This window comes from Pseudomonas sp. BF-B-26 (assembly GCF_019956495.1).
In the GTDB taxonomy this organism is placed as follows: domain Bacteria; phylum Pseudomonadota; class Gammaproteobacteria; order Pseudomonadales; family Pseudomonadaceae; genus Aquipseudomonas.
Window position 1 is genome coordinate 99569 of sequence record NZ_JAHBDP010000124.1, and the last position, 14258, is coordinate 113826.

The 14258-nt window shown below is 60.9% G+C and carries 10 protein-coding genes; 7 read left to right on the plus strand and 3 right to left on the minus strand.

The genetic code is table 11. From position 1 onward, the window contains the following. Positions 1 to 84: 84 nt before the first annotated feature. From KGB03_RS27795 to KGB03_RS27815, 5 genes are all read left to right on the plus strand, one after another. Positions 85 to 2535 carry a glycogen/starch/alpha-glucan phosphorylase gene (locus KGB03_RS27795; protein WP_223530414.1) on the plus strand — a complete coding sequence of 817 codons (2451 nt, stop codon included), beginning with the start codon at positions 85 to 87 and terminating at the stop codon, positions 2533 to 2535. Between the two features lie 289 nt (positions 2536 to 2824). Continuing rightward, complete coding sequence (locus KGB03_RS27800) at positions 2825 to 6397, plus strand: DUF2339 domain-containing protein (RefSeq protein ID WP_223530416.1); 3573 nt, start codon at positions 2825 to 2827, stop codon at positions 6395 to 6397. Beyond that, a complete protein-coding gene (locus KGB03_RS27805) occupies positions 6394 to 7767 on the plus strand; it encodes a DUF3999 domain-containing protein (RefSeq protein WP_223530418.1) in 1374 nt (457 codons plus the stop codon). Before KGB03_RS27800 ends, KGB03_RS27805 begins: the two co-directional genes overlap by 4 nt. A 237-nt stretch (positions 7768 to 8004) precedes the next feature. Beyond that, complete coding sequence (locus KGB03_RS27810; RefSeq protein WP_218536864.1) at positions 8005 to 9015, plus strand: class 1 fructose-bisphosphatase; 1011 nt, start codon at positions 8005 to 8007, stop codon at positions 9013 to 9015. Between the two features lie 3 nt (positions 9016 to 9018). Then, complete coding sequence (locus KGB03_RS27815; RefSeq protein WP_223530420.1) at positions 9019 to 9621, plus strand: DUF924 family protein; 603 nt, start codon at positions 9019 to 9021, stop codon at positions 9619 to 9621. A 117-nt stretch (positions 9622 to 9738) separates the two neighbouring features. Here the strand turns inward: KGB03_RS27815 and KGB03_RS27820 are convergent, their stop codons facing one another. Then, positions 9739 to 11631 (minus strand): methyl-accepting chemotaxis protein, encoded by a 1893-nt coding sequence (locus KGB03_RS27820; RefSeq protein ID WP_223530422.1) that lies wholly within the window; start codon positions 11629 to 11631, stop codon positions 9739 to 9741. Positions 11632 to 11731: 100 nt separating this feature from the next. Further along, positions 11732 to 11884 carry a hypothetical protein gene (locus KGB03_RS27825; protein WP_158539665.1) on the minus strand — a complete coding sequence of 51 codons (153 nt, stop codon included), beginning with the start codon at positions 11882 to 11884 and terminating at the stop codon, positions 11732 to 11734. A 30-nt stretch (positions 11885 to 11914) separates the two neighbouring features. On the opposite strand from KGB03_RS27825, the gene KGB03_RS27830 reads away from it, so the two are divergent. Both KGB03_RS27830 and KGB03_RS27835 read left to right on the plus strand, forming a co-directional pair. Next, entirely contained in the window at positions 11915 to 12169 is a 255-nt protein-coding gene (locus tag KGB03_RS27830) for a hypothetical protein (protein ID WP_111449408.1), read from the plus strand. Between the two features lie 31 nt (positions 12170 to 12200). Beyond that, the gene (locus KGB03_RS27835) at positions 12201 to 12770 is read left to right on the plus strand and encodes a lipocalin family protein (RefSeq protein WP_192409874.1); all 570 of its coding nucleotides are present in this window, start codon (positions 12201 to 12203) and stop codon (positions 12768 to 12770) included. Positions 12771 to 12890: 120 nt separating this feature from the next. On the opposite strand, the gene KGB03_RS27840 is transcribed toward KGB03_RS27835, so the two are convergent. Then, complete coding sequence (locus tag KGB03_RS27840) at positions 12891 to 14255, minus strand: formimidoylglutamate deiminase (protein ID WP_223530424.1); 1365 nt, start codon at positions 14253 to 14255, stop codon at positions 12891 to 12893. Positions 14256 to 14258: the final 3 nt, after the last annotated feature.

A 14258-nucleotide genomic window follows, 5' to 3' on the forward strand; every position in this document is an offset into this window, starting at 1 on the left:
CGGGAAAAACTGCCGAACCAGAGTTCCAACGGCCTGTCAGACCGTCTAGGCTCAACTACTCCACGCTCGCTCGAGGTCCTATCAATGACTCAAGAACCACTTGTTCGCGAAGCAGAGGTGGCCGCATTTCGCGACGCCGTCTTGACCAAACTCACCTACGCGGTGGGCAAAGACCCGGATCACGCCTTCGACCACGACTGGTTCGAAGCCATTGCCCTGGCGGCGCGCGATCACATGGTCGAGCACTGGATGGATCACACCCGGCAGATTTACCGCAAAGGTCAAAAGCGGGTTTATTACCTCTCCCTCGAATTCCTGATCGGCCGTCTGCTCTACGACAGCCTGAGCAACCTTGGCCTGCTGGACGTCGCCCGCGAGGCCATGACTGAACTCGGCGTCGACCTCGAGCGCATCCGCCTGCTGGAGCCCGACGCCGCGCTGGGCAACGGTGGCCTCGGTCGTCTGGCCGCGTGCTTCATGGAAAGCATGTCGACCCTCGGCATTGCCGGCCACGGTTACGGCATTCGTTACGAACACGGCTTGTTCCGCCAGGCCATCGTCGACGGCTGGCAACAGGAGCAGACCGAGCACTGGCTGGATTTCGGTAACCCTTGGGAGTTCGAACGGCCAGAGGTCGTTTACCCGATCGGTTTCGGCGGCAGTGTCGAAACCGTCACCGACGACACCGGTAAGTCCAAGCAAGTCTGGACGCCAGCGGAAACCGTTCGCGCGATTGCGTATGACACGCCGGTCGTCGGCTGGCGCGGGGCGAGCGTCAACACGCTGCGCCTGTGGCGCGCCCGGGCCATGGAAGATTTGCACCTGGAACGCTTCAATGCCGGCGACCACTTGGGCGCCGTGGCAGAAGTCGCCCGGGCCGAAAGCATTTCCCGGGTGCTCTACCCGGCGGACAGTACCGAAGCGGGCCAGGAGCTGCGCCTGCGTCAGGAGTATTTCTTCGTCGCCGCGTCCTTGCAGGACTTGCTGCGCCGCCATCGCAACATGCACACCTCGGTCCTGACCCTGGGCGATCATGCCGCGATCCAGCTCAATGACACCCACCCCTCGATTGCCGTGGCCGAGCTGATGCGGCAACTGGTCGATGTCTATGACGTCGCGTGGGATGCCGCGTGGCAAGTCACCGTCGATACGCTGTCCTACACCAACCACACGCTGCTGCCGGAAGCGCTGGAAACCTGGCCGGTCGGTTTGATGGAGCGGATGCTGCCGCGGCACATGCAGATCATTTACCTGATCAACGCCCAGCACATCGATTCGCTGCGGGCCAAGGGTATCCATGACTTCGAGGTCCTGCGCGCGGTGTCGCTGATCGAAGAAGACAACGGCCGCCGCGTGCGCATGGGCAACCTGGCGTTCCTTGGTTCCCACAGCGTCAACGGCGTGTCCGGGCTGCACACGCAGCTGATGCGCAAAACGGTGTTCTCCGAACTGCACAAGCTCTACCCGGACCGAATCAACAACAAGACCAACGGCATCACCTTCCGCCGCTGGCTTTACCAGGCCAACCCGGAGCTGACCTCGATGATGGTCGACGCCCTCGGCCCGGATCTGCTGGACAACGCCGAAGAGCGTTTGCTCGGCCTGGAGCCATTCGCCGAGAAAGCCGCGTTCCGCAAGGCTTTCGCCGAGCAGCGCCTGCACAGCAAAAAAGCCCTGGCGTACATCATTCACGAACGGCTGGGGGTCGCGGTCAACCCGGCCGCGATGTTCGACGTGCAGGTCAAACGGATCCACGAATACAAACGGCAGCTGCTCAACCTGCTGCACACAGTCGCGCTGTACCAGGCGATTCGCGCCGAGCCGGAAGTCGATTGGGTGCCGCGGGTGAAGATCTTCGCCGGCAAGGCGGCGGCCAGTTATCACCAGGCCAAGCTGATCATCAAACTGACCAACGACATCGCCCGGGTGGTGAACAACGACCCGACGGTGCGCGGTTTGCTCAAAGTGGTGTTCTTGCCCAACTACAACGTCAGTCTGGCGGAAAGCATCATCCCGGCAGCGGATTTGTCGGAGCAGATTTCCACCGCAGGCTTCGAGGCTTCGGGCACCAGCAACATGAAGTTCGGCCTCAACGGCGCGCTGACCATCGGCACCCTCGATGGCGCCAACGTCGAAATGTGCGAACGCATCGGCGTGGAACACATGTTTATCTTCGGCCTTAGCGCTCAGCAGGTTGAAGCGCGCAAGCAGAACCATGAGTTCAATGCGACGCCGGATATTGCGGCCTCCCATCGGCTTAATGACGTCTTGCAAGCGATACGCGGCGGGGTGTTCTCGCCGGATGATCCTTCCCGTTACACAGGATTGATCGATTCGCTGATCGACTACGATCGCTTCCTGGTCTGCGCCGATTTCGACTCCTATTGGGAAGCGCAGATGCGGGTAGAAGCCCATTGGCACGATTCGAAGGAATGGTGGCGTTCGGCGGTGTTGAGCACCTCCAGGATGGGCTGGTTCTCGTCCGACCGGACCATTCGCGAGTACGCCACGGATATCTGGAAAGCTTTGGAGTAACTTTTAGCAATAATTGCGAGCAAGGCCCGTCGGTTGTTGGGCCTGGCCGATATACTAAGCGCCAACTTGACCCTTTGTGGGAGCGGGCTTGCTCGCGAAAGCGGTTGATCATTCAGCATTCATGTTGACTGACCAACCGCTTTCGCGAGCAAGCCCGCTCCCACATTGGATTTGTGGTGCAGATGCAATCTGCTCTCACACTGGATTCCGGGTGACTGGTCACTAGACTGAACCAGACGCTGTATCGCCCGGATTCGCCCCGCAGCGGGGCCGCTTAGGGATATCGACCATGCAATGGATGTTCATGCTGATAGGGATGGTGCTGGGCTGGGTACTCGACGAGTCGTTCAGCGATGCGCTGCTGGGCGCGCTGCTCGGGTTGGGTATTGGCCAGGCCATTCGCATTGGCCGCCTGGGTTCACAGGCCGCCGAGCAACGTAAGCTACTTGATCAGGCTCAGATCGCGCTGAATGCAGTGCAGCAACGACTGTCATTGCTGGAAGTGTCAGGCGTCAAGACGCCTGAATCCCACGAACCCGAGCCGCTTCCTGAATTCACGCTCGACGAAACCATTGTCGAAGCCCCGGAGCTGATCTGGGAACTCCCTCCCGAACTGGAACCGATTACCGCGGCGGCCGCCGAAGCGAGTCGTCCAGTGCCCGTCGATACCTGGAAACCCGAACCGGTCGCCCGCGAATCGCAACAACCCGCCATCCCGCGTGGCCCGAACTTCATCGATCGCGCCATCAGTGGCGCCCGCAACTGGCTGTTCGGCGGCAACACGGTGCTGCGGGTCGGCGTGGTGCTGTTGTTTCTCGGCCTGGCCTTCCTGCTGCGTTACGCCACCGAAGGCATGGTGGTGCCGATCGAGTTGCGTTACGCCGGTGTTGCGGCGGCGGCATTGGGGCTTCTGGGGCTGGGTTGGTGGCTTAGAACACGCAACAGCCATTTCGCGTTGATGTTGCAGGGCACCGGGATCGCGGTGCTGTACCTGACCGTGTTTGCCGCGATGCGCCTGCATCCGCTGCTCGACCCTACGGCGGCGTTAGGCCTGCTGGTCGCGGTGACGGTGTTCTCGGCGATCCTCGCTATCACTCAGGATGCCTTGGGCCTGGCTGCCGCTGCGGCGTTGGGCGGTTTTGCCGCGCCGATCCTGACCTCCACCGGCGCCGGCAACCATGTCGCATTGTTCAGCTATTTCGCTTTACTCAACGCCGGCATCCTCGCCATCGCCTGGTTCAAGGCCTGGCGGCTGCTCAACCTGATCGGCTTCGTCGGCACCTTCGGCATCAGTTTCGCCTGGGGCCTGCGTTCCTATGCGCCGGAGTTGTTATGGAGTACCGAGCCGTTCCTGATTGTGTTCTTCCTGATGTACCTGGCCATCGGTCTGCTGTTCGCCCGGCGCAAGTTGCTGGAAATGAGCGATGCACCCGAGGACGACAGCCGTGAAGCGCTGTTGCATTGGTCGGCGCGCAAGGGCGATTACGTCGACGGCACGATGTTGTTCGGTCCTCCGTTGGTGGGCTTCGGCTTGCAGTTCGCGTTGGTCCAGCACTTGGAATTCGCCGCAGCCTTCAGCGCGTTGGCGTTGGGCATGATTTACATGGGGCTGGCGCGGCTGCTGATGGGCGGACGAGCGTTGCTGTTGGCGGAAACCTGCCTGGCGCTGGGGGTGATCTTCGCCAGCCTGGCGATTCCGTTGGGGCTCGATGCACGCTGGACCGCTGCTGCCTGGGCCGTCGAAGGCGCCGGCATCTTCTGGCTGGGCCTGCGTCAGCAACGACCGCTGGCCCGAGCCTTTGCCTTGCTGCTGCAACTGGGCTCGGCTTTGGCCTTCCTCAGTGAACTGCGGATCGGCGAAAGCAGCCTGCTCGACGGTGCGCCGCTCGGTGCGTTGATGCTCGGCGTGGCGTTGTTGTTCAGCTTCTACCAGTTGCGCAAAGCCTTGCCCGAGCAGACGTCGGACTGGGAGCGCAAAGGGCTGCCCGTGTTGGCCTGCCTCGGTTTGACCTTCCTTTATCTGCTGGCGCCGTTGTTCTTCTTCACTCACGGTACGGCGATCAGTTGGGCGCTGGCGGGGTTGGCGACGTTGTTTGTTGGCTTGCGTCTGCAGTCGCGCACCTTCCTGTTCACCGCATTCGCCGTGCAGTTGCTTGGTGGTGCGTTGTTCCTGCTGCGGCTGCAAGGTTCGAGCGGTGAGTCTGGCGCCGTGTTCAGTGCGGGTTGGAGCGGATTGCTGAGCGCGTCGTTGATCGGCCTGGCGCTGATCGCTGGCATGTTGCTGGCGGCGCGCGATGAGATGGTCCGAAGCGACGTGCGATTGCTGCGCGGCTTGTCGGTGGTGCTGTTGGCAGGTCTGGTGTTGATCAATCTGGCGGTGCTGTTCGTCCTGCCTTGGCAAACGGCGAGTGCAGTATGGGCGGCCAGCGGTCTGTTCATCATCTGGCTGAGTCTGTACCTGAAGCAGCGCGTGAGTTTTGTCTTCGGTTTGCTGTTGCAGGTGATCGGTGGCGCGGCGTTCCTGATGGCCGGGCCGGATTTGCTCGGCCCGCTGGCGAGTGAAGGATTGAAGCCTCTGGCTCACAGCGGTTTCTGGACGCCGCTGGTGTTGGGTTTGGCTGCGATGGTCGGCGCCTGGCGCTTGCAGCTCGGCAATCATGCGTCGGCCTTCGATGGGCTGAGTTTGCAGCGTTTGTCTGAAGTGCTGCTGGTGTGGGGCGCGGGTTGGTGGGCGCTGGCGTGGGTCAGTGAGGTGCTGCGCTTCGCACCGTTGAATCTGCAAGCGACGTTGTTGCTGGCCGTTGCGGCGCTGAGCGTGGCGCTGTGGACGGTGTTGGCGTTGCGTTTGAAATGGTCGTCGCTGGGCTTGCTCTGCACCTTGCTGATGCCTGCGGCCGGTTTGGTGTTATTGGCTGCGTGGCACTCGCGTTATCACCCGGCGGCCAATTTTGGTTGGCTGGTATGGGCGGCCGTGTTCGTTGTGCACTTCATCTCCCTGCGGCGTCTGGCGCCGATGTTACCGGCCCGCGCCCTCAGTACCGCGCACGTGCTCGGCTGCTGGCTGTTGATCGGTGTGTTGGCCCTGGAGCTGCGTTACGGCCTGTTGCTGTTGTCCGAGCAGTACAACGCCTGGCGCTGGTTGGGTTGGGCGATTCTGCCGAGCCTGTATCTGGTACTCGCGGCGGCCCCTCGTGCCTGGCCATGGCCGGTGTCGACTTATACCCGCGAATACCGTGTCTATGCCGCCGCACCATTGGCATTGCTCATGCTCGGCTGGTTCTGGCTGGCGAACATCGTCAGCGACGGCACCGCCGAGCCGTTGCCTTACGTACCGCTGATCAACCCGCTGGAGCTGGGTCTGCTGTTTGCGCTGTTCGGCGTCTACGTATGGTCCCGCAGCGCCGTGACGCAACTGGCGATTCGCAAGGACTATGCTGAACACGCCACGCAACTGATCGCTGGCGCCTCGCTGTTTGTGTTCTTCACGGCGCTGGTGATGCGCACGGCCCACCATTGGGGCGGTGTGCCGTTCGAGCTGGATGCGTTGCTCGAATCCATGCTGGTGCAGGCCGGTCTGTCCATCGTCTGGACGTTGATGGCGCTGAGTCTGATGATCGGCGGTCATCTGCGTCATCGCCGTGAAGTCTGGCTGATCGGTGCGGCGCTGATTGGTGTGGTGGTGGCCAAACTGTTCTTTGTCGAATTGAGTAACCGCGGCGGACTCGCCCGGATCGTCTCGTTTATCGGCGTTGGCGTGTTGTTGTTGGTGGTGGGCTATTTCGCCCCGTTGCCGCCCAAGCGCTTTGATGCTGAGCCGGAGGCTGAAAAACCGGCCCCGCAAACCGAAGGAGTGTCGTCTTGAGTCAGAAGCTGAACCTGGTCTGGTTGGGCGCTGTTGCGCTGGGTGTGGCGCTGTCGGCCAGTGCCCAGGAAAAACTGGCGGACTTCGCCACGCAGGTGCCGTTGTCGGTCAGCGGCGAAGGTCCGTGGTATCGCCTCGAATTGCCATTGAGCGTGCAATTGAATGCGCGGCAAACCGATCTCAGCGATGTGCGCGTGTTCAATGCCGCCGGAGAGGCGCAGGCGTATTCCTTGGCGCGCGCGCCGGCGCAGACCAGCGAAAACCGTACCCTGACCGACGTGAAATGGTTCCCGCTGTACAACTCGGCAGACTCCACCGAGCATGCACCGAGCGTGCGGGTGCAATCGAGCGCCAACGGCACGCTGGTCGAAGTACAACCGTCCAGTCAGCTGGAGGCGGGCGAAGAAATGCTGCGCGGCTGGTTGCTCGACGCCAGCAGCATCAAAGCTCCGTTGCAGCAGTTGATCCTCGACTGGACCAGCGAACGCGACGGCTTCCAGCGTTTCACCATCGAAGCCAGCGACGACTTGCAGCATTGGCAGTCTTGGGGTGAAGGTCAGGTGGCACGTCTGACGTTTGCTGACGAACAGGTCGAGCAACATGAAGTCGCCCTGCCGGGTCAGTCGGCCCGCTATCTGCGCTTGCTGTGGAGCACGCCGCAATCGGCACCGACGTTGACTTCGGCGCAGCTGCAAAGCGCAAAGACCCGCAATCTGCCGTTACCGCTTGTCTGGTCGCAACCGCTGGCCGGCAGCAGCGTAAAGGCCGGTGAATACACCTGGCAATTACCCATGGGACTGAATGTCGAGCGCTTGCAGGTCGAGTTGAGTCAGCCCAACAGTTTGGCGCCCGTGACCTTGTCCGGTCGTCGGGAAAGCAGCCTGCCGTGGCAGCCGATGAGCAGCGGTTTGCTCTATCGCTTGACCCAGAATGGCCAGGACGTGGTGCAGAACGAATTGCAGCTGTCGGGGCAAATCGTTCAGCAGTTGAAGCTGACGGTGGACGAGCGCGGCGGCGGTCTGGGGGCAGAGGCGCCGACAGTGCGATTCGCCGTGCGCTCCATTCAATTGGTGTTCCTGGCGCGCGGGGCGGGGCCTTATACGCTCGCGCTGGGAAGTGCCACGGTGAAGGCGGCGAGCCTGCCGCTGTCGACGTTGATTCCGGATTACAGCGCTGCGAAGTTGGCGACATTGGGCAAGGCTACGGTGGACGGCGGGGCGGTGGCCACACCCGCGTCGACCGTGACAACGGCTGCGACGATCGACACAAACTGGAAGAAAATCGGGCTGTGGGCGGTGTTGCTGCTCAGTGTTTTGTTCCTGGGCGCGATGGCGTTCAGTCTGTTGCGCAAGCCGCCGGTCAAGCCTTGAAGGCGGGTGCTGCGCACCCAATCGCGAGCAGGCTCGCTCCCACAGTGGAATGCGGACCCTGTGGGAGCGAGCCTGCTCGCGAAGGCGGTTTATCGGTCGGTAAAGAACCCGGATTCGAACTACGCTCAACCGGGCGCATGAACTCTATTGGATGTAACACGTCTGATAGGAGGAAATGCGCCCTGACTCGCGTTAAACTGCGCGGGTTTTTAGCCCCCCATTCCACCGGAGCCTTCCATGTCCCGCGTTACCCTGAGTCGCTATTTGATTGAGCAGACCCGTAGCAACAACACCCCTGCCGATCTGCGTTTCCTGATCGAAGTGGTGGCGCGTGCTTGCAAAGAGATCAACCACGCCGTGTCCAAAGGCGCCCTCGGTGGTGTTCTGGGCAGCATGGGCACCGAAAACGTCCAAGGCGAAGTGCAGAAGAAACTCGACGTGATCTCCAACGAGATCTTGCTCGAAGCCAACGAATGGGGCGGTCACCTGGCTGGCATGGCGTCCGAAGAAATGGACAACGCCTACCAGATCCCGGGCAAATACCCGAAAGGCGCGTACCTGCTGGTTTTCGACCCATTGGACGGCTCGTCGAACATCGATATCAACGCGCCGGTCGGTACTATCTTCTCGGTGCTGCGTTGCCCGAACGAATACCTGAGCCAAAACGAGCCTTTGAACGAAAAGGCTTTCCTGCAGCCAGGCACTGAGCAAGTGGCTGCCGGTTACGCGATCTACGGTCCACAGACCATGTTGATCCTGACCCTGGGCGACGGCGTAAAAGGCTTCACCCTGGACCGCGAAATGGGCAGCTTCGTCCTGACCCATGAGGACATCAAGATTCCGCAGTCCACTCAGGAATTCGCGATCAACGCCTCCAACCAGCGTCACTGGGAAGCGCCGGTACAACGCTACGTCAGCGAATTGCTGGCGGGCGAAGAAGGCCCGCTGAAAAAGAACTACAACATGCGCTGGGTCGCCGCGATGGTCGCCGACGTGCACCGGATCCTGACCCGTGGTGGCTTGTTCATGTACCCACGCGACAGCCGCGAGCCGTCCAAGCCGGGCAAGCTGCGTCTGATGTACGAAGCCAACCCGATGTCGTTCCTGGTTGAACAGGCTGGCGGCGCTTCCACCGATGGCCATCAGCGCATCCTCGACATCAAGCCTGACGGCTTGCACCAGCGTGTCGCGGTGTTCCTCGGTTCGAAAGAAGAAGTCGAGCGCGTCACGGCTTACCACAAGGAATAAACCATGAGCGCGCCCTGGCAGCCGTTGCTCGAATGGTGGTTCGGAACATTCGAATCCCCCAGCGAAATAGCGGCTGACAAGGGCAAGTTATGGTTCGGCAAGCGCGACAGCCAGGACCTCGAAGCGCAGACGCGTTTCGGGGACTGGGTCGAGCAGGCACTGGCCGGCGGATTGACCGAGTGGGCGCAACGCCCCGAAGGTTGGCTGGCCCTGGTGCTGCTGCTCGATCAGCTCCCGCGAATGATCTTTCGCGACACTCCCAAATCCTTTTCAGGCGACCTCAGGGCTCAGGCACTGGTGGCGCAAGGCATTGCTGCGGATTTCGATCGGCAGTTGCAGCCGATCCAACGGGTATTCATCTACCTGGTGTTTGAGCATTGCGAGAATCTGGCGGTGCAGAACGAAGCGGTTTCGCGGTTTATCGAGCTGGTTGAACAGCAACCCGAGGCGGATCGTGCGGTGTTTGCGGACAACCTGGATTATGCCGAGCGGCATCAGAAGATCATTGCGCGGTTTGGACGGTTTCCACATCGCAATGCGGTGTTGGGACGCGAATCTACGGCTGAGGAAATTGAGTTTCTTTCAGCGCCTGGTTCAAGGTTCTAAATCTTCATCGCGGCTGATGCCGCCTTCGCGAGCAAGCCCGCTCCCACAGTGGACTTGTGATCGACGCAAATCCACTGTGGGAGCGGGCTTGCTCGCGAAGGGGCCCGCAAGAATGGCTTAAATCCTGAAGCTTCCGACCAATTGCTTCAACCGCGCCGCCTGCTGCTCAAGATCCGCACACGCACGCAACGTCGCCTGCAAGTTCTCCACGCCTTCCTGATTCAGCGTGTTGATCTCGGTAATGTCGACATTGATCGACTCCACCACCGCCGTCTGCTCTTCCGTCGCAGTGGCCACCGACTGGTTCATCCCGTCGATCTCACCGATACGCTGGGTCACGCTGCCCAGACGTTCACCCGCCTGGTTGGCGATGCCAACGCTGCTTTCGCTCTGACGCTGGCTGTCGGTCATGGTGATCACGGCTTCCCGGGCGCCGACTTGCAGCTCCTCGATCATCTTCTGCACTTGCTGCGCCGAATCCTGAGTCCGGTGCGCGAGGTTGCGCACCTCGTCCGCGACCACGGCAAAACCGCGACCGGCTTCACCGGCTCGGGCCGCTTCGATGGCGGCGTTGAGTGCCAGCAGGTTGGTCTGCTGGGAGATGCTGGTGATCACTTCCAGAATCTGCCCGATGTTCACGGTGTTGCTGTTGAGCGTTTCGATGTTGCCGCACGAATCGCTGATCTTCGCCGAGAGCTGCTGCATCGCCGCAATGGTTTTATCGACGACTTGCTGGCCGTCCTCGGCCAATGCACGAGCATCGCTCGAATGCTGAGAGGCGAGGGCGGCGTTCTGGGCGATTTCCTGGGCGGCAGCACCCAGTTCGTTGATGGCGGCGGCCACGCTGCTGGTGCGCGAGGCTTGCTGGTCGGAGTTGAACATCGACGAGTTCGACGCCGCCACCACACGCAAGGCGACTTCGTTGACCTGGCCGGTGGCCGAGGACACTTCGCGAATCGACGTATGAATACGCTCCACAAAGCGGTTGAAGGAGGTGCCCAGTGCACCGAATTCGTCCTGGCCGTGAATCGTCAGGCGTTTGGTCAGGTCACCTTCGCCTTCGGCGATGTCATGCATCGCGCGGCCCATGGTCAGCAGCGGCTGCATCAGGAAGCTGATCAGCATGCCCAGTAGCGCGATGATGATCACCACGGCAATGACCATGGCGATGATCGCCGAGGTGCGGAACTCGCTGAGCATCGAGAATGCGGTGTCCTGATCCAGCACCAGCGCCACGTACCAGTCTGCCGAGGGCACACCGTTGACGTGGGTAAAGGAGATGAATTGACGTTTGCCTTCGATCTCGACTTCTTTCATGCCCGGGCTGACTTTCGGCGCGCCGTTCGGGTAGGCGTCGGTCAGGCTCTTGAGCACCAGTTTGCTGTCCGGGTGGATCAGGATCTTGCCGTCGGCGCTGACGATAAACGCGTGGCCGTGGCCGCCGAAGTTCAGCGAGTTGATGATCGCGCTGACGCTGGACAGGTCGATATCTGCGCCAGCGACGCCGATCATTTGATTCTGATATTTCACCGGGGTGGCAACGGTGATCACCAGTTTGCCCGACGACGCGGCGATGTAAGGTTCGGTGACGATGGTCTGTTGCGCACCGTTGGCCGCCTTGTACCAGCCACGGGCGCGGGGGTCGTAATCCGCTGCACGATTGCCGGCCGGGACCGAGAACATCACGCCGTCGGTGCCACCGAAGTAGCTCAACTGAAAATTACTGGTGTAGGCGGGCAGGTCGATAGCGCGTTTGAGGTTGGCCTGGGCGCTACCGTCCACGGCGATCTGCTGGGACAGCGATTGCAGCAACTGCATGCGGCTTTCCAGCCAGGTCTGGATGTTGCTGGTGGTCAGGCTGCCGAGTTCCTGCATCGAGGATTCGGTACTGCTGCGCAGGGTTTGCCGCTGGCGGTAGTCGTTGAAGAGGATGAAACAAGCGAATGCAACGGCCACCACGAGGGCGGCAGCCAACAAGATCTTGTGGCTGAACTTCATGTTTCTGGTCATTAAATGAGCTACCGCGGAGGGGCTGGTCAACAAAGGGGCGTCAATTTGCCACAGTCGTGGGCGTTGCGCTGCTTTTATGTCGACTGGCCGACGCCAAAGATTAGGCGGTTTTTGCGAAAACCGACGAAATACCCAATAGCGAAAGTAAAGTTGCAGATTTTCCAAATAAGGCAGACGAGCGGCCTGATAAATAGCCGGCCGCCCAGGGAACCAGATAGGGGTTTTCTCTTCTAAGCTTCAGCTTGGCAGCCATGCCATTCCCCTTCGCCCCAGGAGCTACACCATGTCGCTGCGTTCTATCGCCCTGCTTTCGTTCTGCGTGTTGTTGGCCGCTTGCAGCAAGATCAATCAGGAAAACTACTCGAAGCTGTCGTCAGGCATGCCCAAGGCCGAAGTAGAAGCCTTGCTGGGCAAGCCCGCCGATTGCTCGGGCGCGCTCGGCATGTCCAGCTGTACCTGGGGCGACAAGAACAGCTTTATCAGCGTGCAGTACGCCGGTGACAAAGTGCTGATGTTTTCCGGCCAAGGCCTGAAGTAAACCGGGGTTATACGCCCACGGGAGAAAAACAATGAAGCGGTTACTGATAGTCCTTTTAGCCGGCCTGGTTTTGGCCGGCTGCGCCACCTCTGGCGTAGATCCGTTGGCACCGAAAACTGCCAATAGCGTCAATCTCAAGAAGTACCAAGGGACCTGGTACGAGTTGGCTCGTCTGCCGATGTATTTCCAGCGCAACTGCGCGCAATCCGAAGCCCATTACACGCTCAAGCCTGACGGCACGGTGTTGGTGCACAATCGCTGCCTGACGGCGGACTGGCAATGGGAAGAGGCCAAAGGCGTGGCCTGGCCACAGGAACCGGGCAAAACCGACAAGCTGTGGGTCGAGTTCGATACCTGGTTTTCGCGGCTGATTCCGGGTGCGGCGAAGGGAGAGTACTGGGTGTTGTACGTCAGTGATGACTACAAGACCGCCATTGTTGGCGATCCGAGCCGCAAGTATCTGTGGCTGCTGTCCCGGACCCCGACGGTCAATGGCGTCGTGCGTGAGGAACTGCTGAGCAAGGCGCGTCAGCAAGGTTACGACACCACGCGGCTGATCTGGCGCGCGACAGATACGCAGATGGCCAAGACCTCGAACTAATGGCTCGCGAATAACAAATGTGGGAGCGGGCTTGCTCGCGAAGAGGCCATCACATTCAACATATTCGTTGACTGTTAAGCCGCCTTCGCGAGCAAGCCCGCTCCCACATTTTTTTTTGTGTCAGCCCAAGAGATCGCGCAGGACTTGGGTGAAGGCGCGGTTACTTTCTTCTTCGTCCGCATGGCGCCCGTCGCGCACAACCCACTGGCCATTGACCAGCACATCGCGCACCTGGCGATCACCGCCGGCAAACAACCAACGATTGAGAATCCCGTCGCCACTGGCTGTCGCCAGGTACGGATCGTTGCCATCCAGCACCAGCCAATCCGCACGTTTGCCAACTTCCAGCGCGCCAATCGACTGACCCAGCGCTTGAGCGCCGCCATCCAGCGCCGCGTCGTACAGCGTGCGGCCGACCATCGGCTGATCCGCGCCATACAAACGGTTACGGCGTTGGTCGCGCAGACGCTGGCCGTATTCCAGCCAGCGCAATTCTTCCACCACGCTCAATGACACATGGCTGTCGGAACCGATGCCCATGCGCCCGCCCTGAGCGAGGAAATCCACCGCCGGGAAAATCCCATCGCCCAGGTTGGCTTCGGTGGTCAGGCACAAGCCGGCGATGGCGCGACTCTTGGCCATCAGCGTGACTTCTTCCGGGTTGGCGTGGGTGGCGTGAACCAGGCACCAGCGCTGATCGACTTCGGTGTTCTCGTACAGCCATTGCAGCGGACGACGGCCGCTCCAGCTCACGCAGTCATCGACTTCTTTCTGCTGCTCGGCGATGTGGATGTGCACCGGGCACTGCTTGTCGCTGGCCGCCAATACTTCGCTGATCTGCTGCGGTGTTACCGCGCGCAACGAGTGGAAACACAAACCCAGCGACTGCGCCGGTTGCTGCGCCAGGATCGGCTGCAAGCGCGACTGAAGCTTGAGGTAGTTTTCGGTGCTGTTGATAAAGCGGCGCTGGCCGTCGTTCGGGGCTTGGCCGCCGAAACCGGAATGGCTGTAGAGCACCGGCAGCAGGGTCAGGCCGATCCCGGCGGAACTGGCGGCCTGGCTGATGCGCAGGGCCAGCTCGGCCGGGTCCGCGTAAGGCTGGCCGTTGGTGTCGTGGTGTACATAATGAAATTCCGCGACCGAGGTGTAACCGGCCTTGAGCATTTCGATGTACAGCTGACGGGCGATGACGCCGAGTTGATCCGGGCTGATTTTTCCGACGAGGCGATACATCAAATCGCGCCAGGTCCAGAAACTGTCATTCGGATTACCCGCCACTTCCGCCAGTCCGGCCATGGCGCGCTGGAAGGCGTGGGAGTGTAAATTCGGCATACCCGGCAGCAGCGGACCGCTAAGCCGTTCTGCGCCATTTGCGTTGGAATCGGCCTGGATATGGGTCAACACGCCATCGGCGCTGACCTCAAGACGTACATTGTTGGCCCATCCACTAGGCAGCAGCGCGCGTTCGGCAAAGAAGGCGGACATGGT

Excerpts from the sequence above, each read along its gene's own strand:
- KGB03_RS27830 (WP_111449408.1), top strand. The coding sequence starts at position 11,915 with ATGTCGCTGCGTTCTATCGCCCTGCTTTCGTTCTGCGTGTTGTTGGCC.
- KGB03_RS27810 (WP_218536864.1), top strand. The coding sequence starts at position 8,005 with ATGTCCCGCGTTACCCTGAGTCGCTATTTGATTGAGCAGACCCGTAGC.
- KGB03_RS27815 (WP_223530420.1), top strand. The coding sequence starts at position 9,019 with ATGAGCGCGCCCTGGCAGCCGTTGCTCGAATGGTGGTTCGGAACATTC.
- KGB03_RS27835 (WP_192409874.1), top strand. The coding sequence starts at position 12,201 with ATGAAGCGGTTACTGATAGTCCTTTTAGCCGGCCTGGTTTTGGCCGGC.
- KGB03_RS27800 (WP_223530416.1), top strand. The coding sequence starts at position 2,825 with ATGCAATGGATGTTCATGCTGATAGGGATGGTGCTGGGCTGGGTACTC.
- KGB03_RS27840 (WP_223530424.1), bottom strand. The coding sequence starts at position 14,255 with ATGTCCGCCTTCTTTGCCGAACGCGCGCTGCTGCCTAGTGGATGGGCC.
- KGB03_RS27825 (WP_158539665.1), bottom strand. The coding sequence starts at position 11,884 with ATGGCTGCCAAGCTGAAGCTTAGAAGAGAAAACCCCTATCTGGTTCCC.
- KGB03_RS27795 (WP_223530414.1), top strand. The coding sequence starts at position 85 with ATGACTCAAGAACCACTTGTTCGCGAAGCAGAGGTGGCCGCATTTCGC.
- KGB03_RS27820 (WP_223530422.1), bottom strand. The coding sequence starts at position 11,631 with ATGACCAGAAACATGAAGTTCAGCCACAAGATCTTGTTGGCTGCCGCC.